15 protein-coding genes are annotated in these 21,643 nt (G+C 72.7%); all 15 read left to right on the top strand.

Going from position 1 to position 21,643, the window contains the following annotated elements:
- Positions 1-247: 247 nt before the first annotated feature.
- The 15 genes from B4U46_RS12375 to galE all read left to right on the top strand — a co-directional run bounded on the left by B4U46_RS12375 (position 248) and on the right by galE (position 21,595).
- Entirely contained in the window at positions 248-1,267 is a 1,020-nt protein-coding gene (locus B4U46_RS12375; RefSeq protein ID WP_008738981.1) for a rod shape-determining protein, read from the top strand.
- Positions 1,268-1,431: 164 nt separating this feature from the next.
- Positions 1,432-2,379, top strand: a complete 948-nt coding sequence (mreC, locus tag B4U46_RS12370; protein WP_079426924.1) for a rod shape-determining protein MreC — start codon at positions 1,432-1,434, stop codon at positions 2,377-2,379.
- A 12-nt stretch (positions 2,380-2,391) separates the two neighbouring features.
- A complete protein-coding gene (gene mreD, locus B4U46_RS12365) occupies positions 2,392-3,105 on the top strand; it encodes a rod shape-determining protein MreD (RefSeq protein WP_079426922.1) in 714 nt (237 codons plus the stop codon).
- A gap of 13 nt (positions 3,106-3,118) precedes the next feature.
- Positions 3,119-5,293: a penicillin-binding protein 2 gene (mrdA, locus tag B4U46_RS12360; protein WP_079426920.1), complete on the top strand. Its 2,175-nt coding sequence runs from the start codon at positions 3,119-3,121 to the stop codon at positions 5,291-5,293.
- Between the two features lie 5 nt (positions 5,294-5,298).
- The gene (gene rodA / locus B4U46_RS12355; protein WP_079426918.1) at positions 5,299-6,498 is read left to right on the top strand and encodes a rod shape-determining protein RodA; all 1,200 of its coding nucleotides are present in this window, start codon (positions 5,299-5,301) and stop codon (positions 6,496-6,498) included.
- Between the two features lie 79 nt (positions 6,499-6,577).
- Positions 6,578-8,161: a CYTH and CHAD domain-containing protein gene (locus B4U46_RS12350; protein ID WP_079426916.1), complete on the top strand. Its 1,584-nt coding sequence runs from the start codon at positions 6,578-6,580 to the stop codon at positions 8,159-8,161.
- Positions 8,162-8,236: 75 nt separating this feature from the next.
- The gene (locus B4U46_RS12345) at positions 8,237-10,159 is read left to right on the top strand and encodes a TIGR03960 family B12-binding radical SAM protein (protein ID WP_079426913.1); all 1,923 of its coding nucleotides are present in this window, start codon (positions 8,237-8,239) and stop codon (positions 10,157-10,159) included.
- Positions 10,160-10,275: 116 nt separating this feature from the next.
- Positions 10,276-11,130, top strand: a complete 855-nt coding sequence (locus B4U46_RS12340) for a hypothetical protein (protein ID WP_079426911.1) — start codon at positions 10,276-10,278, stop codon at positions 11,128-11,130.
- A gap of 212 nt (positions 11,131-11,342) precedes the next feature.
- Complete coding sequence (locus B4U46_RS12335; RefSeq protein ID WP_079431717.1) at positions 11,343-12,122, top strand: TIGR03936 family radical SAM-associated protein; 780 nt, start codon at positions 11,343-11,345, stop codon at positions 12,120-12,122.
- Positions 12,123-12,356: 234 nt separating this feature from the next.
- Positions 12,357-16,388: an Rne/Rng family ribonuclease gene (locus B4U46_RS12330; protein ID WP_079426909.1), complete on the top strand. Its 4,032-nt coding sequence runs from the start codon at positions 12,357-12,359 to the stop codon at positions 16,386-16,388.
- 282 nt (positions 16,389-16,670) lie between these two features.
- Positions 16,671-16,991 carry a 50S ribosomal protein L21 gene (rplU, locus tag B4U46_RS12325; protein WP_042812502.1) on the top strand — a complete coding sequence of 107 codons (321 nt, stop codon included), beginning with the start codon at positions 16,671-16,673 and terminating at the stop codon, positions 16,989-16,991.
- A 13-nt stretch (positions 16,992-17,004) separates the two neighbouring features.
- Positions 17,005-17,259 carry a 50S ribosomal protein L27 gene (rpmA, locus tag B4U46_RS12320; RefSeq protein ID WP_008738950.1) on the top strand — a complete coding sequence of 85 codons (255 nt, stop codon included), beginning with the start codon at positions 17,005-17,007 and terminating at the stop codon, positions 17,257-17,259.
- Between the two features lie 170 nt (positions 17,260-17,429).
- A complete protein-coding gene (gene obgE / locus B4U46_RS12315) occupies positions 17,430-18,875 on the top strand; it encodes a GTPase ObgE (RefSeq protein ID WP_079426907.1) in 1,446 nt (481 codons plus the stop codon).
- A gap of 54 nt (positions 18,876-18,929) precedes the next feature.
- Positions 18,930-20,582 (top strand): glycosyltransferase family 2 protein, encoded by a 1,653-nt coding sequence (locus tag B4U46_RS12310; RefSeq protein WP_079426905.1) that lies wholly within the window; start codon positions 18,930-18,932, stop codon positions 20,580-20,582.
- Positions 20,579-21,595, top strand: a complete 1,017-nt coding sequence (gene galE, locus B4U46_RS12305; protein WP_079426904.1) for a UDP-glucose 4-epimerase GalE — start codon at positions 20,579-20,581, stop codon at positions 21,593-21,595. The genes B4U46_RS12310 and galE overlap by 4 nt, the downstream gene beginning before the upstream one ends.
- Positions 21,596-21,643 lie beyond the last annotated feature (48 nt).

Below are 21,643 nucleotides of genomic sequence, written 5' to 3'. Positions count from 1 at the left end.
CGACCGAAGTAATTTCGGTCGCCCTTCGGTATTGCCGGCGCCGCTCGGGAACGCATGGACAGGACACGACGTCACCACTAAGGGGGCGGGTATCCGTTCCGGCGGGATTGCCGGAGTCCCGTCGCGCGATGTCCGTACCTGCGGCACTACGATGGGGCCTCCACCCACACACCCACCTCGCCGACCTGACAGCAGCCGCTATCAACTGGAAGGCCAGACGCTCCTCATGGGGAACAAGGGGAACAACATGTCGTTCATCGGCCGTGACATGGCGATCGACCTCGGGACCGCCAACACGCTGGTGTACGTGAGGGGCCGGGGAATCGTCCTGAACGAGCCGTCCGTGGTCGCCATCAACACGAACACCGGCGGCATCCTGGCGGTCGGCTCCGAGGCGAAGAAGATGATCGGGCGCACGCCCGGCAACATCGTCGCCGTACGCCCCCTCAAGGACGGCGTGATCGCCGACTTCGAGATCACCGAGCGAATGCTCCGGTACTTCATCCTCAAGATCCACAAGCGTCGCTACCTGGCGCGTCCGCGCGTGGTGGTCTGCGTGCCCTCCGGCATCACCGGAGTGGAGCGCCGCGCGGTCATCGAGGCGTCCACGCAGGCGGGCGCCCGCCAGGTGCACATCATCGAAGAGCCCATGGCCGCCGCCATCGGCTCGGGCCTGCCCGTCCACGAGGCCACCGGCAACATGGTCGTGGACATCGGCGGCGGCACCACCGAGGTCGCCGTCATCTCCCTCGGCGGAATCGTCACGGCGCAGTCCATCCGGGTGGCCGGCGACGAGCTGGACAACGCGATCATCCAGCACATCAAGAAGGAGTACTCCCTCCTCCTGGGCGAGCGCACCGCCGAACAGATCAAGATCACCATCGGTTCGGCGTACGACCTCGACAAGGACGAGCACACCGAGATCCGCGGCCGCGACCTCGTCTCCGGCCTGCCGAAGACGGTCGTCATCTCCGCGGCCGAGGTCCGCAAGGCCATCGAGGAACCGGTCAACGCCATCGTGGACGCGGTGAAGACCACCCTCGACAAGTGCCCGCCGGAGCTCTCCGGCGACATCATGGACCGCGGCATCGTGCTCACCGGCGGTGGCGCCCTGCTGCGCGGCCTGGACGAGCGGCTGCGCCGCGAGACGGGCATGCCGATCCACATCGCCGAGGACCCCCTCGACTCCGTGGCCCTCGGCTCCGGCAAGTGCGTCGAGGAGTTCGAGGCCCTCCAGCAGGTCCTGGACGCCCAGCCCCGGCGGTGATCAAATCCCCGTAACGGGGCATGTGGAACACAAGGATCCGCCGTACGGGTGCTGTCGCGCCCGTGCGGCGGATCGTTGATATACAGGCACAGTCCGCAGAGCCCCGGCTCCGCCGGAACGGTTCCGCCGCACGAGTTTCTACGAGGAAGGCACGGCCGCCGCACGTGAGGGACACACGAGAGAGCCGGCTGCTCCTGGTACTGCTGATCGCCATCGCGTTCGCGCTGATCACGGTGGACATCAGAGCGGGAGAGGCTTCGCCGGTCGACGGCGCCCGGCGGGCCGCCGCCGCCGTCTTCGGCCCGGTCGAGGAGGGCGTCGCGACCGCCGTGGACCCGGTCGCCAACGCGATAGGGGCCGTCCGCGACTCCGACAAGCGCCACAACCGGCTCACGGACCTGGAGCGCGAGAACACCGCCCTGAAGATCAAACTGGGCAGTGACGACCGGACCCGCAGCCGCATCCACGAGCTGGACGAAATGCTCAAGCGGGCCGGCGCCGGCCAGTACGGCATCAAGGGTGCCGAGGTCATCGGGATAGGAGCGGCCCAGGGCTTCTCCTGGACCGTCACCATCGACGCCGGCAGCAAGGACGGCATCGAACGCGACATGACCGTCCTCAACGGCGACGGGCTCGTCGGCCGCGTCGCCACCGTCGGCCCCGACACCTCCACCGTCGTCCTCGCCAACGACCCCGGCTTCACCGTCGGCACCCGCCTGGAGAAGACCGGCGAACTCGGCTTCGCCACCGGCCAGGGCGACCGCGCCCTCTCCGTCCAGATGCTCAACGGCCGCGCCAAGATCAACCCCGGCGACCGCCTCGTCACCTTCGGCTCCCGCGCCAACAAGCCCTTCGTCCCCGGGGTCCCGATCGGCGAGGTCGTCAAGGTCGACCCCTCGCGCGGCGACCTGACCCGCACCGTCTGGGTCCGCCCCTTCGTCGGCTTCTCCCGCCTCGACATCGTCGGCGTCGTCGTCATGCCCCCGCGCGAGGACCCCCGCGACGCCGTCCTGCCGCCCAAGCCCGAGCCGCCCAAGCCCACCCCGACGGTCACCGTCACGGTCACCCCGTCCCCCTCCGCCAGCGTCTCCGGCAAGCCGGCCGACGAGTAGGAGCTGACCGCCATGCGCATCAACCGGATCCTGCTCGCGGGCTCGCTCGTCTCCGTCGCCCTCGTCATCCAGGTCACCGTCCTCGGCCGGCTCCAGCTGCCCGGAGCCGTGCCCGACCTCGTCCTGCTGACCGTCGTCGCCCTCGCCCTGGTCTACGGACACGTCAGCGGAGCCCTCATCGGCTTCGCCGCCGGCCTGCTCACCGACCTCGCCCCGCCCGCCGACCACGCCGCCGGACGGTACGCCCTCGTCCTGTGCCTCGTCGGCTACCTCGTGGGCCTCGCCCGCCCCGACAACGGCCGCTTCCGCTCCGCCTGGGGGCCGATGCTCACCGTCGTCGCCGCCGCGATCGGCTCCACCCTCCTCTACGCGGGCGTCGGCGCCCTCGTCGGCGACACCGCCGCCCGCCACGTGGGCCTGGTCGGTCTGCTGTTCACCGCGACCCTCTACGACCTGCTGCTCGCGCCGTTCACCGTGCCGTTCATCATGGCCCTGGCCCGCCGCGCCGAGAACGACCCGATGGCCGTCGAGGCGGGCGGCGGCCCCCCGCAGGGCAAGGACGTCGCCTCCGGCTGGCTGGCCGGCGGCACCGGCCTGCGCATCGGCAGCCAGCGCGGCGGCCTGCGGATGATGACCGCGCGCGGCCGCGCCAACCGGGCCGGCCGCATAAAGGGCGTCAAAGGCGTCAAAGGTGTCAAGGGCGTGAAGAGCGTCAGGAAGCTGTGACGGGGGAGCAGTAGTGACCAACATTCCGGAGACCGGCCGCACCCCCCGGGTGCAGATCCGGCTCGTCATCCTCCAGGTGCTCGTCTTCTCGCTGCTGCTCACCCTCGGCGGACGGCTCTGGTACCTGCAGATCCGCAACGGCGCGGAGTACTCCGACGAGGCCAAGAACAACCACGTCCAGCAGGTCGTCCAGCCCGCCGTCCGCGGCTCCATCCTCGACGCCCGCGGCATCCCGCTCGCCGACAACGAGACCCGGCTCGTCGTCTCCGCCAGCCGCACCGAGCTGATGAAGATAAAGGACAAGGGCAAAGGCGTACTGACCCGTCTCGCCGGGGTGCTGGACATGAAGCCGCAGGACGTCATGGACAAGGTCCGGCTCTGCGACTCCAAGACCCCCCAGCCCTGCTGGAACGGCTCCCCCTACCAGCCGATCCCGGTCACCCTCGAGGCCACCACCCAGCAGGCCCTCCAGATCCGCGAACGCCCCGAGGACTTCCCCGGCATCACCGCCGAACCCACCGCCGTACGCCGCTACCCGGCCCCCGGCGGAGCCAACACCGGCCAGGTCCTCGGCTACCTCTCCCCGGTCACCGACGACGAGATCATCAAGGCCAAGAACACCAACTCGCCGTTCCTGCGCTCCGACCAGGTCGGCCGCTTCGGCCTCGAACGCACCTACGACAAGCAGCTGCGCGGCAAGTCCGGCGTCACCCGCTACGAGGTCGACAACCTCGGCCGCGTCATCGGCCAGGCCGAGAACGACCCCGCCGTCCCCGGCGCCAACCTCGTCACCAGCATCGACGCCCGCGTCCAGGGCGTCGCCGAGTACGAGCTCAACGCCGCCATGGTCGAGGCCCGCAAGCAGATCGACCGCAACACCGGCGTCCCCTACAAGGCCGACGCCGGAGCCGTCGTCGTCCTCGAATCGAAGACCGGCCGGGTCGTCGCCATGGCCTCCAACCCCACCTACGACCCCAACGTCTGGGTCGGCGGCATCTCCGGCAAGGACTACGCCAAGCTCACCGCCAAGGAGTCCAACGTCCCGCTGATGAACCGGGCGATCCAGGGCCAGGCCGCCCCCGGCTCCATCTTCAAGGTCATCCCCACCACCGCCGCCGTCAACGCCGGATACCCCTTCGACGGCAGCTACCCCTGCCCCAGCTCGTACTCCATCGGCGGCCAGGTCTTCAAGAACTTCGAGTCCCAGGGCCACGGCAACATCACCCTCGGCCAGGCCCTCGAAGTCTCCTGCGACACCGTCTTCTACGCCCTCGGCCACCAGCAGTGGCTCAAGGACGGCGGCCTCCACCCGGTCAAGAACCCGGCGGAGATCTTCTACAAGACCGCCCACCAGTTCGGCCTCGGCGCCGAGACCCACGTCGACCTCCCCGGCGAGGAGAAGGGCCGCGTCCCCGACCGTGCCTGGAAGCAGCGCTTCTGGGAAGCCAACAAGGACCAGTGGTGCAAGACCGGCAAGAAGGGCGGCACCTACGTCGAGCTGCTCTCCTACGAGAACTGCCTCGAAGGCAACCTCATGCGCGCCGGTGACGCCGTCAACTACTCCATCGGCCAGGGCGACACCCTCGTCACCCCCATCCAGATGGCCACCATCTACGCCGCCATCTCCAACGGCGGCACCCTGTGGAACCCGACCATCGGCAAGGCGGTCGTCAGCGCCGACGGCAAGAAGGTCGAGGAGATCAAGCCGCAGGCCCACGGCAAACTGCCCATGGACGAGAAGACCCGGCAGCAGATAAGCGAAGCACTGGAGGGCGTCGCCACCCGCGGCACCGCCGCCTGGCGCTTCGGCGGCTGGCCGCAGAAGCAGATCCCCATGCACGCCAAGACCGGCACCGCCGAGGTCTACGGCAAGCAGACCACCTCCTGGTTCGCCACCTTCACCGACGACTACACCATCGTCATGACCATCTCCCAGGGCGGCACCGGCTCCGGCGCCTCCGGCCCCGCCGTGCGCAACATCTACAACGCCATCTACGGCCTCGACATGGCCGGCAAGCAGGACCTCTCCAAGGCCCTGCTCCCCAAGCCCGAGGCCGCTCTGCCCGCCATCCAGCCGGACGGCTCCATCGACGCCCCCGAGATCCGGCCGTACGTACCGCCGTCCCCCGAGGACGTACCGCCCGCCCTCGCCGGCCCGCCGGCCCCGCCCGCGCACAAGCAGGACTGAGGCCGATGCAGACCGCCAACAAGTTCTCCGTCTCCCGGTACGCGCCCGAGCGCGGGGCCGTCGCCAAGCTGACCGCACGGGACTCCGTCCTGCGCCGGCTCGACTGGCCGATACTGCTGTCCGCCCTCGCCCTGTCCTTCCTCGGCGCCCTGCTGGTGTGGTCGGCCACCCGCAACCGCACCAGCCTCAACCAGGGCGACCCGTACTACTTCCTGACCCGGCACGCCATGAACACCGGCATCGGCCTCGTACTGATGATCGGAACGATCTGGCTGGGCCACCGCACCCTGCGCGGAGCCGTGCCGATCCTCTACGGGCTCTCCCTGGTGCTCGTCCTGGCCGTCCTCACCCCGCTCGGCTCGACCATCAACGGCGCCCACGCCTGGATCGTCATCGGCGGGGGCTTCTCCCTCCAGCCCGGCGAGTTCGTCAAGATCACCATCATCCTGGGCATGGCGATGCTGCTCGCCGCCCGGGTCGACGCCGGCGACCTCGAACACCCCGACCACCGCACCGTGGTCAAGGCCCTGTGCCTGGCCGCCGCCCCCATGGGCATCGTCATGCTGATGCCCGACCTCGGCTCCGTCATGGTCATGGTCGTCATCGTGCTCGGCGTGCTGCTCGCCTCCGGCGCCTCCAACCGCTGGGTCGTCGGCCTGCTCGCCTCCGGCGCCGCCGGAGCCGTCCTGATCTGGCAGCTCGGCGTCCTCGACGAATACCAGATCAACCGCTTCGCCGCCTTCGCCAACCCCGAACTCGACCCCGCCGGCGTCGGCTACAACACCAACCAGGCACGCATCGCCATCGGCTCCGGCGGCCTCCTCGGCTCCGGCCTCTTCAAGGGCTCCCAGACCACCGGCCAGTTCGTCCCCGAACAGCAGACCGACTTCGTCTTCACCGTCGCGGGCGAGGAGCTGGGCTTCGTCGGAGCCGGGCTGATCCTGGTCCTGCTCGGCGTCATCCTCTGGCGGGCCTGCGTGATCGCCCGCGAGACCCCCGAGCTGTACGGGACCGTCGTCTGCGCCGGGATCATCGCCTGGTTCGCCTTCCAGGCCTTCGAGAACATCGGCATGACCCTCGGCATCATGCCCGTCGCCGGCCTGCCACTGCCCTTCGTCTCCTACGGCGGCTCCTCGATGTTCGCCGTCTGGGTCGCCGTCGGGCTGCTCCAGTCGATAAGGGTGCAACGCCCGATGTCGGCCTGATCCGGGCGGTGCGCCGGACGCTTCGAGCCGCAGTGCGCAGCGCCCTGCCACCGCCCCGGAACGGGACTAGATTCGATCCATGGCGGACACCCATCGCGAGATCGAGCGGAAATTCGAGTTCACCGGGAGTCAGGGGAGCCCCGGGGGTTCCCCGGGCCATGGCAAGCGGGCGAAGCGGGACGGGAAGAAGGCCGGGCCCGCCCGGCCGCAGGTGCCCGACCTGACCGGGACCGCCGGGATCGCCTCCGTCCGCGACCGGGGCACCGCCCGCCTCGACGCCGTCTACTACGACACCCCCGGCCTGGCACTCGCCGCCGCCGGCCTCACCCTGCGCCGCCGCACCGGCGGCGAGGACGCGGGCTGGCACCTCAAACTCCCCGTCGCCCCCGGCGTGCGCGACGAGGTCCACGCCCCCCTCTCCGACACCCTCCCGCCCGGCCTCGCCGCCCTCGCCCGCTCCCGCACCCGCCGCTCCGCCCTCGCACCCCAGGTCCGCCTCCGCTCCGAACGCCACACCCGCGACCTCCTCGACGCCGACGGCACCCTCCTCGCGCAGCTGTGCACCGACTCCGTCCGCGCCGACCGCGCCGGCGCCGCCACCGCCTGGACCGAGGTCGAGGTCGAACTCGCCGACGCCGCCGGCCCCGCCCTCCTCGACGCCGTCGAAGCACGCTTCGCCGAGGCCGGCCTGCGCCCCTCCGGCGCCCCCTCCAAACTCGCCCGCGCCCTCGCCGCCACCGGCGCCGCCCCGCCCGCCCGCCCCGACCCCGGCCCCGCCGACGGGACGGCGGGCGCGCACGTCCTGGCGTACCTGCGCGAACAGCGCGACACCCTCATCGCCCAGGACCCCGCCGTCCGCCGCGACCTGCCCGACTCCGTCCACCGGATGCGCGTCGCCACCCGCCGCCTGCGCAGCGCCCTGGCCACCCACCGCAAGGTCCTCGACCGCACCACCACCGACCCCCTCCGCGACGAGCTGCGCTGGCTCGCCGCCGAACTCGGCGCCGACCGCGACCGCGAAGTCCTCCTCGAACTGCTGCGCGGCCGCCTCGCGGAACTCCCGCCCGCCCTGCGCGTGGGCCCCGTCCGCGACCGGCTCCGCGCCTGGAACTCCACCCGGCGCTCGCGCACCCGCCGCCGCGCCGTCGCCGCCCTCGACGCCGACCGCTACCTGGACCTCCTCGACTCCCTCGACGCCCTCCTCGCCGCCCCGCCCCTGCGCCCCGCCGCCGCCCGGCCCGCGGCCGGGCCGCTGCGCAAGGCCGTCCTGCGCGACTGGGACCGGCTCGCCGACCGGGTCGGCGCCGCCCTCGCCCTCGACCCGGGCGAGGAACGCGACCGTGCCCTCCACGAGGCCCGCAAGGCCGCCAAACGCGCCCGCTACGCCGCCGAGGCGGCCGCCCCCGCCCTCGGCAAGCCCGCCCGGCGGCTGGCCAAGGCCGCCAAGTCGGTGCAGAGCCTGCTCGGCGACCACCGCGACGGGGTCGTGGCCCGCGAGGCCCTGCTCGGCCTCAGCGCCCAGGCGTCCGACGCGGGGGAGTCCGCGTTCACCTGGGGGCTGCTCCACGGCCGTGAGGAAGGCCGGTCCGCCCGCCTGGAACACCGGCTTCCGGCCATCTGGGCCAAGGCCGCGCGCCGCAGGTCGAAGGCAGCCCGGAAATGATCACGTGGAGAACGGCGGCCGGGCCTCAAGGTACGCTTGAGAGTCGCCCCCTGCCCGCTTCACGAAAGTCGCGTGATGTCCGAGTCGGTCTTCCCACAGCTCGAAGCTCTGCTCCCGCATGTGCAGAAGCCCATCCAGTACGTCGGCGGTGAACTGAACTCCACCGTCAAGGACTGGGACGCGTGTGACGTCCGCTGGGCGCTCATGTACCCGGACGCGTACGAGGTGGGCCTGCCCAACCAGGGCGTCATGATTCTCTACGAGGTACTGAACGAGCGCGAGGGCGTCCTGGCCGAGCGCACCTACTCGGTGTGGCCCGACCTCGAAGCCCTCATGCGCGAGCACCAGGTGCCGCAGTTCACCGTCGACAGCCACCGCCCGGTCTCGGCCTTCGACGTGTTCGGCCTGTCCTTCTCCACGGAGCTGGGCTACACCAACATGCTCACGGCCCTGGACCTCGCGGGCATCCCGCTGGAGGCGAAGGACCGCACGGTCGACCACCCGATCGTCCTCGCGGGCGGCCACGCGGCCTTCAACCCGGAGCCGATCGCGGAGTTCATCGACGCGGCGATCATCGGCGACGGCGAGCAGGCCGTCCTCGACATGACCGAGATCATCCGCACCTGGAAGGCCGAAGGCCGTCCGGGCGGGCGCGAGGAGGTGCTGCTGCGCCTCGCGAAGACCGGCAGTGTCTACATCCCGGGCTTCTACGACGTGGAGTACCTGGAGGACGGCCGCATCGGCCGTGTCGTGCCGAACCGCTCCGGCGTTCCGTGGCGCGTCTCCAAGCACACCGTCATGGACCTCGACGAGTGGCCCTACCCCAAGCAGCCGCTGGTCCCGCTCGCCGAGACGGTCCACGAGCGGATGTCCGTCGAGATCTTCCGCGGGTGCACCCGCGGCTGCCGTTTCTGCCAGGCCGGCATGATCACGCGCCCCGTGCGGGAGCGAAGCATCACCGGCATCGGCGAGATGGTGGAGAAGGGCCTGAAGGCGACCGGCTTCGAAGAGGTCGGCCTGCTCTCCCTGTCCTCGGCGGACCACACCGAGATCGCGGACATCGCCAAGGGCCTCGCGGACCGCTACACGGACGACAAGATCGGCCTCTCGCTGCCCTCGACCCGCGTCGACGCGTTCAACGTGGACCTGGCCAACGAGCTGACCCGCAACGGCCGCCGCTCCGGTCTGACCTTCGCCCCCGAGGGCGGCTCCGAGCGCATGCGCAAGGTCATCAACAAGATGGTCTCGGAAGAGGACCTGATCCGCACGGTGGCCACCGCCTACGGCAACGGCTGGCGCCAGGTGAAGCTGTACTTCATGTGCGGCCTGCCGACGGAGACCGACGAGGACGTCCTGCAGATCGCCGACATGGCGATCAACGTCATCGCCAAGGGCCGCGAGGTCTCGGGCCAGAACGACATCCGCTGCACCGTCTCGATCGGCGGTTTCGTCCCGAAGCCGCACACCCCGTTCCAGTGGGCCCCGCAGCTCTCCGCCGAGGAGACCGACGCCCGCCTGGCGAAGCTCCGCGACAAGATCCGCGGTGACAAGAAGTACGGCCGCTCCATCGGCTTCCGCTACCACGACGGCAAGCCGGGCATCGTCGAGGGCCTGCTCTCGCGCGGCGACCGCCGCATCGGCGAAGTGATCCGCGCGGTCTACGAGGACGGCGGCCGCTTCGACGGCTGGCGCGAGCACTTCTCCTACGACCGCTGGATGCAGGCGGCGGAGAAGACCCTGCCCGCCCACGGCGTGGACGTGGCCTGGTACACCACCCGCGAACGCACGTACGAGGAAGTGCTCCCCTGGGACCACCTGGACTCCGGCCTGGACAAGGACTGGCTGTGGGAGGACTGGCAGGACGCCCTCGACGAGACCGAGGTCGAGGACTGCCGCTGGACCCCGTGCTTCGACTGCGGCGTCTGCCCCCAGATGCAGACGGAGATCCAGATCGGCCCCACCGGCAAGAAGCTTCTGCCGCTGTCGGTCGTGAAGTGATCTGAGGCTTTGCCCGTGCGCCCCTCACCGGTTCCGGTGAGGGGCGCACGCGTCTGAGCACCGCAATCGCCCCGCGGCGGCGCAACGGCCCGGCGCCGTCTGGTGTCCTTAGCGGCATGGATATCGAGAAGCCGCGGGCCCCGCAGGGTGGCGACGGGTGTCTGACGGGAGTCGTCAGGGTGCCCGTGAAGGTCGTGGCCGTGCTGGTGGTGCTGCCCGTGCGGATGGTGTGGGACCTGGGTGCGGCCTGTGCGCGGGCTGCCGGGCGGCACGTGCTCGCGCCGCTGGGCAACGGCCTCGGGTGGCTGCTCGTGCGGCTGTGGCGGTACGCGGTGCGGCCGCTGGGGGCGGCCGTCCTCTACTGGCCCTGGGTGGGGCTGTGGCGGTACGCCGTCGCCCCGGCCGGGAGCGCCGCGTACCGGTACCTGCTGCGGCCCCTCGGGCTGGGGGCCGCCTGGGTGGTGCTGGCCTGCGGACGGTACGTGCTCGCGCCCGTGGGCGCCGGGCTCGGATGGGTGCTGCGCGACCTCGTCGCCCCGCCGCTGGCCTGGCTGTACCGGCGGGTGCTCACCCCGTTCGGGCACGGGGTGCGGTGGCTGCTGCGGGGGGCCTGCCTGCTGGTGTTCGTCTGGCCCTGGACGGGGCTGTGGCGGTACGCCGTCCTGCCGCTCGGGCGCGGGGCGGCCTGGGTGGTGGTGCACGTCCTCGTGCCGCCCCTCGTCCTCCTCGTGCGCAACGTGCTGGCCCCCGCCTGGCACCTCGCCGGCCGGATCACCCGGGCCCTCGGGCGCGGACTGCGGTGGCTGTGGCGCGGCTGCGTCGCCCGCCCGCTCGCCCGGTTCCGCCGTCAGGTGCTCACCCCCGTCGGGCACGCCCTGCGCCAGGTGTGGCGCGCCGCCCGCGCCGCGGTCGGGGAGGCCCGGGCCGAGGTGCGGCGGGCGCTCTTCGGCGGAGGCGCCTCCCCGAGCTGAGCCAGGGGAACCGGCGAGGTCACGGGCGCGTACTCTGGGTAGTACGACAGCCGCCGACGCGGCACCCGCTCCCGAGATCTCCCCGCCCCGCCGGCGGGGGTGAGCCGGACGGGTCGACAGACCTCAGGGCGACGCGCGAGCCGCGACGCCCCGCACAAGGAGAAGAACCACTGGGCAAGCGACAGCCCGAAGGCCCGCCCCCCGCACCGGTGGTGCAGCGCATCCGACTGCGCTACACCAAGCGTGGCCGCCTCCGGTTCACCAGCCACCGAGACTTCCAGCGCGCCTTCGAGCGCGCCCTGCGCCGCGCCGAGGTACCCATGGCGTACTCGGCCGGCTTCACCCCGCACCCCCGCGTCTCGTACGCGAACGCCGCACCGACCGGCACCGGCAGCGAGGCCGAGTACCTGGAGATCGCCCTCGCCGCGCCCCGCGACCCCGAGACGCTGCGCAAGCTGCTCGACGAGTCGATGCCGCTCGGCCTCGACATCGTCGACGCCGTCGAGGCCCGCACCTCCGGGCTCGCGGACCGGCTGACGGCCTCGGTCTGGGAGCTGCGCCTGGAGGGCGTCGAGCCCGCCGAGGCCCAGCGCGCGGTGGAGGTGTTCCTCGCCGCCGAGACGGTGGAGGTGCAGCGCCGCACCAAGAACGGCGTGCGGACCTTCGACACCCGCGGCGCGGTCGTCAGCCTCGAAGCCCTTCCGGCCCAGGTTGATAGGCCGCTGGACCAGGCCTGTGCGATACTGCGGCTGGTTGTTCGGCATTTGACACCTGCCGTGCGACCCGACGACGTCCTGTCCGGTCTCCACGCTGTGGCCGACCTGGCGCCGCCGGTCCCCGCTGCGGTGACCAGGCTGGCGCAGGGGCTCTTCGACGAGGAGTCCGGCACGGTGACCGACCCGCTCGCGCCCGACCGCGAGGCTGACACGGCCGCCCCACCCACGGCCGCCGTGAACGCCGACGCGAAGGCGCCGGAAGGTCCCGCCGCGTAGGGATCGTCGTCGTCGCGCCGCCCTGGAACTCGGGAGCCACCTGGGTCGGGCAGCGCACAGACCTGAAGACTTCCGCCAGGCCGTACGGACAAGACGTACGGAACCGGCGGCCATGGACTACAGCTCCCGTGTGGCGAACGCGCCCCGGAGGCCGGCCCCGCGTACTTCGCGCGGAGCCGTGCCGGACCGGACGTCAGCCGCGGCGCCCGGGAGCGTGACGGGAGAACCGCCCGCATGCTCGAGAACGAGAACGAGAACACCCCCGCCGCCGACACCGGCAGCCCCAGCGACAACCTGCCCCCGCGCAGGCGTCGCCGCGCGGCTTCCCGGCCCGCCGGCCCGCCCGGCGGTGTCGCCGCCGAGGCGCCCGCCGCCGCGGCAGCCGCCGCCCCCGAGGCCGTGGGGGCCGAGCAGGCTCCGGCCGCTCCGGCCCCGCGTGCCCGTCGTCGTGCGGTCCGTGCGGTGGCCGCTCCGGCCGCCGCCGAGCCGGTCGAGCTGGTCGTGGAGTCCCCGGCCGCCCCGGCCGCCGCCGAAGAGGCTCCGGCCGCTGCGGCCCCGCGCAGCCGCCGCCGTGCCACCCGCGCCGTGGCCGCCCCCGAGGCGCCCGCCGCCGAGGCCCCCGCCACTGCGGAGCCCGTCGTGGCGGAGGAGGCTCCGGCCGCTGCGGCTCCGCGTGCCCGCCGTCGTGCGGTCCGTGCCGTGGCCGCTCCGGCCGACGCTGCCGTCGAGGCCGCTGCCGTCCCTGCCGCCCCTGCCGCTGTGGAGCCCGTCGTGGCGGAGGAGGCTCCGGCCGCTGCGGCTCCGCGTGCCCGTCGCCGTGCGGTCCGTGCGGTGGCCGCTCCGGCCGCCGCCGAGCCGGCCGAGGTGGTCGTCGAGGCCGTCGCCGCTCCGGCCGTCGCCGAGGAGGCTCCGGCCGCTGCGGCTCCGCGCACCCGCCGCCGCGCCACCCGTGCCGTGGCCGCCCCCACCGCCACCGAGGCCGCCGCGGTCGTGGTGGAGGAGCCCGCCGAGGAGACCCCCGTCGTGGAGGAGGCCCCCAAGGCGGCCACCCGCGCGGTCACCGTCGCCGACGCCGTGGACGCCCCGAAGCGCGGCCGCCGCCGCGCCACCCGCGCCGCCGCCCCGGCCGCGGCCGCCGCCGCTCCCGCGCAGCCCGAGGCCGCCGCCGAGCCGGAGGCGCCCGCCCCCAACCGCGCCGCCCGCCGTGCCGCGCGTCCGGCCGTGGCCGTCTTCCAGGCCCCGGTCTTCGCCGAGCCGATGTTCCAGACCCCCGAGACGGCCGCCCTCGCCGCCGCTGCCGCAGCCGCCGCCGTCGAGGCGGAGGAGGAGGCCGAGGAGGAAGAGGCGGAGACCGTCGCCGAGGTCCAGGCCCCCGCCGCCGCCCAGCCCGCGGGCCGCCGCCGTCGCCGTCGTGGCGCCGCCGAGCCCGTGGCCCCGTCCGAGGCCGAGTTCGCCGAGGAGGAGCCGGAGGCCGAGGCCGCCGAGCTCGACGAGGAAGAGGCCGACGAGTCGGGCGACCGCCCCTCGCGCCGCCGCCGTCGCGGTGGCCGTCGCCGTCGCCGCGGTGAGGCCGCCGACCTCGACGAGGGCACGGAGGAAGAGGCCGAGGCCGCCGACGAGGAGGACGGGCAGGAAGAGGACGAGGAGGCCGAGGAGGCCCTCGGTTCCTCCTCCAGCCGCCGTCGCCGCCGTCGCCGCCGCCGCAGCGGTGACGCCGCCGAGGTCGAGGCGGGCGAGGAGGACGGTGTCCGCACCGTCGTCAAGGTCCGCGAGCCGCGCCCGGCCCGCGAGAAGGCCGAGCCGTCCGACGAGGTCCAGTCCATCAAGGGCTCGACCCGCCTGGAGGCGAAGAAGCAGCGCCGCCGCGAGGGCCGCGAGCAGGGCCGCCGCCGCGTGCCGATCATCACCGAGGCCGAGTTCCTGGCCCGCCGCGAGGCCGTCGAGCGCGTGATGGTCGTCCGCCAGGCCGGCGAGCGCACCCAGATCGGCGTCCTCGAGGACAACGTGCTCGTCGAGCACTACGTCAACAAGGAAGAGGCCACCTCGTACGTCGGCAACGTCTACCTGGGCAAGGTCCAGAACGTGCTGCCGTCGATGGAGGCCGCCTTCATCGACATCGGCAAGGGCCGCAACGCCGTCCTGTACGCCGGCGAGGTCAACTTCGAGGCGCTGGGCATGGCCAACGGGCCGCGCCGCATCGAGTCCGCCCTCAAGTCCGGCCAGTCGGTCCTGGTGCAGGTCACCAAGGACCCGATCGGCCACAAGGGCGCCCGCCTGACCAGCCAGGTCTCGCTGCCCGGCCGCTACCTGGTCTACGTGCCCGAGGGCTCGATGACCGGTATCAGCCGCAAGCTGCCCGACACCGAGCGCGCGCGTCTGAAGACCATCCTGAAGAAGATCGTCCCCGAGGACGCGGGCGTCATCGTGCGCACCGCCGCCGAGGGCGCGAGCGAGGACGAGCTGCGCCGCGACGTCGAGCGTCTGCAGGCGCAGTGGGAGGACATCCAGAAGAAGTCGAAGCAGATCACGACCTCGTCGCCGAGCCTGCTGTACGGCGAGCCGGACATGACCGTCCGCGTCGTGCGCGACATCTTCAACGAGGACTTCTCCAAGGTCATCATCAGCGGTGACCAGGCGTGGGAGACCATCCACGGCTACGTGTCCCACGTGGCCCCGGACCTGGCCGACCGGCTGTCGCGCTGGACCTCCGAGGTGGACGTCTTCGCGACGTACCGGATCGACGAGCAGCTCGCCAAGGCGCTCGACCGCAAGGTGTGGCTGCCCTCGGGCGGCTCCCTGGTGATCGACAAGACCGAGGCGATGATCGTCATCGACGTCAACACCGGCAAGTTCACCGGTCAGGGCGGCAACCTCGAGGAGACCGTCACCCGCAACAACCTGGAGGCGGCCGAGGAGATCGTGCGCCAGCTGCGGCTGCGCGACCTGGGCGGCATCGTCGTCATCGACTTCATCGACATGGTCCTGGAGTCCAACCGCGACCTGGTGCTGCGGCGCATGCTGGAGTGCCTGGGCCGCGACCGTACGAAGCACCAGGTGGCCGAGGTCACCTCGCTCGGCCTGGTCCAGATGACCCGCAAGCGGGTGGGCCAGGGGCTGCTGGAGTCCTTCTCCGAGACCTGCGTCCACTGCAACGGCCGCGGTGTCATCGTCCACATGGACACCCCGGCCGCGGCCGGCGGCGGGGGCAACGGCAAGCGCGCCAAGCGCCGTGGCGGCCGTGCCCTGGAGCACGAGCACGAGCACGAGCTGGAGACGGCCGAGACCGTCGACGCCGAGGCGTTCGAGACCGAGACCGAGGCCGAGGTGGCCGCCGAGGCCGCCGCGCCGCGGGCGCTGCCGGAGCCGGCGTTCGTCCCCGGCGAGGAGCTGTACAGCAGCCCGGCCGAGGCCGAGGCCGCGGCGGGCATCAGCGGACGGCGCAACCGTCGCCGTGCCACCCGCAAGGCGACCGCTCCGGCGGGCGCCCCGCGCGGCGGCGAGCGGCAGGCCGCCCCGGCGCCGGTGACCCCGGTCGTCCTGGACGAGCCGGTGACCGAGCCCGCCGACACGGTGCTGGAGCCGGCCGCCGAGGTCGTCACCGAGGCCGTGGAGGCCGTGGAGACGGTCGAGGCCGCTCCGGTCGAGGCCGCCCCGGTGGCCGAGGAGCCCGCGCCGAAGGGCCGTACCCGCCGCCGGGCGACCCGCAAGGCCACCGCTGCGGCCCCCGAGCCGGCAGCTCCGGCCGAGGCGGAGCCGGTCGCCGCTGAGCCGGAGCCGGTCGTGGAGGCCGTCACCGAGCCCGAGCCGGTCGCGGAGCCCGAGCCCGTGGCGGAGGCCGTCGCGGAGCCCGTGGCCGAGCCCGAGCCGGTCGTGGAGGCCGCCCCGGCGCGTCCGCGCCGTCGCGCCGTCCGCAAGGCCACCGCACCGGCCGGTGCGGCCGAGGCCGCCATCGTGGTCGTCGAGGCCCCTGCGGCCGAGCCGGCCGCTCCGGCCGAGGCCGAGGCCAAGGCCGTTGCCGAGCCCGTGGCCGAGGCGGACGCCGAGGCCGAGGCCCCGGCGCCGGCCAAGAAGACCGCCCGCAAGGCTCCGGCCAAGAAGGCGGCCACGGCGAAGAAGGCCCCGGCCAAGAAGGCGGCGGCCGCCAAGAAGACGGCCGCGAAGAAGACGACGACGGTCAAGAAGACCGCCGCGAAGCGGACGACGAAGAAGACCGCGGCGGCGGAGCAGCAGACCCCGCCGTCCGTCTCGGCCCCGGCCGAGGCCTGATCGTCCACGGTCCGTGGGGTCCCGCCGAGAGGTGGGGCCCCACGGGCGCGCGGGGCCCGGTTTGACCCTCTCGGACCGGCCCCGTAACCTAGACCGTCGGCGTGTCCTGGACGTTTACCGTGCAGCGCGCGCCGCGCTCCTGAGCACCTTCCTCCCGCACTCTCCGCGCAAGCGGACGGGACACGGGAGAGGCCGCTCGTCCAACTCCGGATCACCGTGGGCCCCGGCCCGCGTGAGCGGCTGGCTTCAGGAGTATCCGCCCCGAGTGAGAGAGAGATCCGCGTGTACGCCATCGTGCGCAGCGGTGGTCGCCAGCACAAGGTTGCTGTCGGCGACATCGTTGAGGTTGACAAGATTTCCACTGCCAAGGTTGGCGACACGGTCGAGCTCTCGACCCTGCTCGTTGTCGACGGCGACGCCGTGACCAGCGACCCGTGGGTCCTGGCCGGCATCAAGGTCCAGGCCGAGGTCGTGGACCACCACAAGGGCGCCAAGATCGACATCCTGCGCTACAAGAACAAGACCGGCTACCGCCGTCGCCAGGGTCACCGTCAGCAGTACACGGCGATCAAGGTCACCGGTATCCCCGCGGCTGCGAAGTAAGAGGGACTGAGACATGGCACACAAGAAGGGCGCATCGTCCACCCGGAACGGGCGCGATTCCAACGCTCAGCGGCTCGGCGTGAAGCGCTTCGGCGGTCAGGTCGTTTCCGCCGGCGAGATCCTCGTCCGCCAGCGCGGCACCCACTTCCACCCGGGTGCGGGTGTCGGTCGCGGTGGCGACGACACGCTGTTCGCGCTGCAGGCCGGTGCCGTGCAGTTCGGCACGCACCGTGGCCGCAAGGTCGTCAACATCGTTCCGGCCGCCTGATCCAGCTCCTGCTGAATCACAAGCGTTCGTAACACCCCGAGGGCGGATCTCAGCTCTTCCCGGCGGATGCCGGGAAGAGAGGTCCGCCCTCGGCGCGTTGTCACATAGACACGTTTAATGGGCAGCAAGGCCTGCCCGGGACATTCCCGTATGTATCTGGAGGAACACCCATGACCACCTTCGTGGACCGCGTCGAGCTGCACGTCGCCGCGGGTAACGGGGGCCACGGCTGCGCCTCCGTTCACCGGGAGAAGTTCAAGCCCCTCGGCGGACCCGACGGCGGCAACGGCGGCCGCGGCGGTGACGTCATCCTGGTGGTGGAGCAGGCGATCACCACCCTGCTGGACTACCACCACAGCCCGCACCGCAAGGCCACCAACGGCAAGCCCGGCGAGGGCGGCAACCGCTCCGGCAAGGACGGCCAGGACCTGATCCTGCCCGTGCCGGACGGCACGGTCGTCCTCGACAAGGAGGGCAACGTCCTCGCCGACCTCGTCGGCCAGGGCACCACGTACGTCGCCGCCGAGGGCGGCCGCGGCGGCCTCGGCAACGCGGCGCTGTCCTCCGCCCGCCGCAAGGCCCCCGGCTTCGCGCTGCTCGGCGTCCCCGGCACCACGGGCGACATCGTCCTGGAGCTGAAGACCGTCGCCGACGTGGCGCTCGTCGGCTTCCCCAGCGCCGGAAAGTCCTCGCTGATCTCGGTGCTCTCCGCCGCCAAGCCGAAGATCGCGGACTACCCCTTCACCACCCTGGTCCCGAACCTGGGCGTGGTCACCGCCGGCTCGACCGTCTACACCATCGCCGACGTCCCCGGCCTGATCCCGGGCGCCAGCCAGGGCAAGGGCCTCGGCCTGGAGTTCCTGCGCCACGTCGAGCGCTGCTCGGTCCTCGTGCACGTCCTGGACACCGCGACCCTGGAGTCGGACCGCGACCCGGTCGGCGACCTCGACCTCATCGAGGAGGAGCTCAAGCTCTACGGCGGCGGCCTGGAGAAGCGCCCCCGCCTCGTCGTGCTGAACAAGGTCGACATCCCCGACGGCCAGGACCTCGCCGAGATGGTCCGCCCGGACCTGGAGGCCCGCGGCTACAAGGTCTTCGAGGTCTCCGCGGTCGCCCGTACGGGCCTGAAGGAGCTCTCCTACTTCCTCGCCGAGATCGTGGCCAAGGCGCGCGCCCGCAAGCCCAAGCAGGAGGCGACCCGTATCGTCATCCGGCCGAAGGCCGTGGACGACGCCGGCTTCACCGTCGCCTACGACGAGGTCGAGGACGTGTACCGCGTGCGCGGCGAGAAGCCGGAGCGCTGGGTGCGCCAGACCGACTTCAACAACGACGAGGCCGTCGGCTACCTCGCCGACCGGCTCAACCGCCTCGGTGTCGAGGACGCGCTGAAGAAGGCCGGTGCCAAGGCGGGCGACGGCGTCGCCATCGGCTCCGAGGACAACGCGGTCGTCTTCGACTGGGAGCCGACCATGATGGCCGGCGCCGAGATGCTGGGCCGCCGCGGTGAGGACCACCGCATGGAGGCCCCGCGTCCGGCCACGCAGCGCCGCAAGGAGAAGGAGGCCCGGCGCGGTGACTCCGCCCAGCAGGAGTACGACGAGTTCCGTCCCTTCTAGCGGCCTCCGGCGGACTTGAAGCCCGCTTTACGCCGTTCGCCTAGGATCCTGCGGGTGAGCAGCAGCAATTCCAGCAGTGACACCCCCTCGGTGTCCGTGGTCGTGATCGCGTACAACGACGCCGGGCTCGTGGGCGAGGCCGTCTCCTCGGCCCTCGCCCAGGGCCCGGTGGTCGCCGAGGTCATCGCCGTCGACGACGCCTCCTCGGACGGGACCGCGCGGGTACTGGACGAGCTGTCCGCCGCCCACCCGCGGCTGAAGGTCGTCCACCGCACGGAGAACAGCGGCGGCTGCGGCACCCCGCGCAACGACGGGATCGCCGCCGCCACCTCCCCGTACGTCCTCTTCCTGGACAGCGACGACGTCCTGCCCCCCGGCGCGGCCGACGCCCTGGTGCGGGCGGCCGAGCGGCACCGCGCCCCCGTCACGGTCGGGGCGTGCGTCCGGCGCGAGCTGCCCGAGGGCCGCGACGTCGCCTGGATGCCCGGGCTGTACACGCCGGGCGAGGTGGTCGAGCGGCCCGCCGACCGGCCCGAGCTGGTCCGCGACACCCTCTGCGTCAACAAGCTGTACGACCGCTCCTTCCTGGAGAAGCACGGGATCCGCTTCCCCGACGGCCGGTTCGTCTACGAGGACTTCGTCTTCACCTCCCGCGTCCTGGCCGCCGCCCCCCGCATCGCGGTCGTCGGCGACCTGGTCTACGTGTGGCACGTGCGCCGGCGCGCCGCCCAGGTGTCCATTTCCCTGGACCGAAAGGACATCGGCAACTGGAGCTCGCGCGTCGAGGCCCACCGCACCGCCTCCCGCACCCTCGCCGCCGCCTCCCCCGAGCTGGGGCGCGCCTGCCAGGTGAAGTTCCTCGACTACGACCTGCGCATGTACCTGCGCGAGCTCGGCCGGGACCCCGGTTACCGGGCCGCCTGGTGGACCCTGACCCGCGACTACCTGGCCGGCTTCGACGCCGCCGACCTCGACGCGGCCCCCGCCCGTGCCCGCTGGACCGCCCGCGTGCTGCTGGCTGCCGACACCCCGCCCGCCGACGTCGAGCGGCTGATGACCGGCCTGGCCGCCGAGCCCGCCCGGCTGCTGCCCCCGTACGCCTGCGGCCCCGCCGGGGAGCCGGTGTGGAGCGAGGAGCTGCCGGTCCCGCTGGACGGCCTCGACGGGCTGCCCGCCGACGAGCTGCCCCTGACCGTGGACGCGCGGCCCGCCGGGGGCGCGGCCGTCCAGGTGCGGGTGCGCGAACTGTACGGGCGGCTCGCGCAGGCCCGCCCGCGGACCGTGCGGCTGAGCTTCCTGCCCCGCACCGGAGGCGACCCCGTCCAGGTGCGCCCGGTGGAGCTGCGGCCCGCCGCCGACGGGGACGGCTGGACCGCCGAGGTCCCCTTCCGGCTCGCCGCGCTGGCCGCCGAGGGCCGCCGCCGGGGGCTGCGCGGCATGCAGGCCTGGGACGTCCGGGCGGGCGTGGACTGCGCCGACGGGAGCTCCCCGGTCACCTCCCTGCGCCCCCTGGGCGGACTGCTCCGCCGCCGGGCCCTGCCCAGCAGCCGGTACGGTGTTCTGCTGGCGCAGCCCTACCGCACGGCCTCCGGCGCGCTCGCGCTGCGCCTCGCCCCCGGTGCCGGGGGCGCGCTGACCTTCGTACGCAACCGCCTCGACCGCGCCCGCACGCGCAGGTCACGCCAGAGCTCGGGAGAAAAAGCATGACGTTTCTGATCACCGGTGGTGCCGGATACATCGGCGCGCACGTCGTCCGCGCGATGCTGCTCGCGGGACAGAAGGTCGTGGTCTTCGACGACCTCTCCACCGGCCGGGAAGACCGTGTGCCGGAGGGCGTGCCACTGGTGACCGCCTCGGTGCTGGACCGCCTGGCCCTGGACCAGGCCCTCGCCGAGCACAAGATCACCGGCGTGGTGCACCTGGCGGGCAAGAAGCAGGTCGGCGAGTCCGTCGAGAAGCCGCTGTACTACTACCACGAGAACGTGGAGGGCCTGCAGGTCCTGCTCGGGGCCGTGGCCGCCGCGGGCATCCGCAACTTCCTCTTCTCCTCCTCCGCCTCCGTGTACGGCATGCCCGACGTGGACTCGGTCACCGAGGAGACCCCGTGCAGGCCGCTGAGCCCCTACGGCGAGACCAAGCTGGCCGGCGAGTGGCTGGTCCGGGCCGCGGGCAAGGCCCACGGCATCTCCACCGCCTGCCTGCGCTACTTCAACGTGGCGGGCGCCGCCACCCCCGAGCTCGCGGACACCGGGGTCTTCAACCTGGTCCCGATGGTCTTCGAGCGCTACGACGCCGGCGAGGGCGCCCGGATCTTCGGCGACGACTACCCGACCCCGGACGGCACCTGCATCCGCGACTACATCCACGTCGAGGACCTGGCGGACGCCCATGTGGTGGCCGCGCGCAGGCTCGCCGAATGGGGCGCGGCGGGCGAGTACAAGGACCTCACCGTCAACATCGGGCGCGGTGAGGGCGTCTCCGTCAAGGAGATGGTCGAGCTGCTGAACGAGGGCACCGGGCACACCTACGCGCCGGTCGTCACCCCCCGCCGTCCCGGCGACCCGGCGAAGGTCGTGGCCTCGGCCGACCGGATCGCCGCCGAGCTGGGCTGGAAGGCGCGGCACGACGTCCGCGAGATGATCAGCTCCGCCTGGGCGGGCTGGGAGGCCAACCGCAACGCCCCGCGCCACGACCGCCGCAAGGACGCCCACACGGTCTGACGCCCGCACCTGCGAGAAGCCGCCCGCCCCGGAAGCGGGGCGGGCGGC

It is taken from the genome of Streptomyces katrae (genome assembly GCF_002028425.1).
GTDB lineage: Bacteria > Actinomycetota > Actinomycetes > Streptomycetales > Streptomycetaceae > Streptomyces > Streptomyces katrae_A.
Note: the sequence above shows the minus strand (reverse complement) of the source record. Positions and strands in the feature narration are given on the sequence as shown.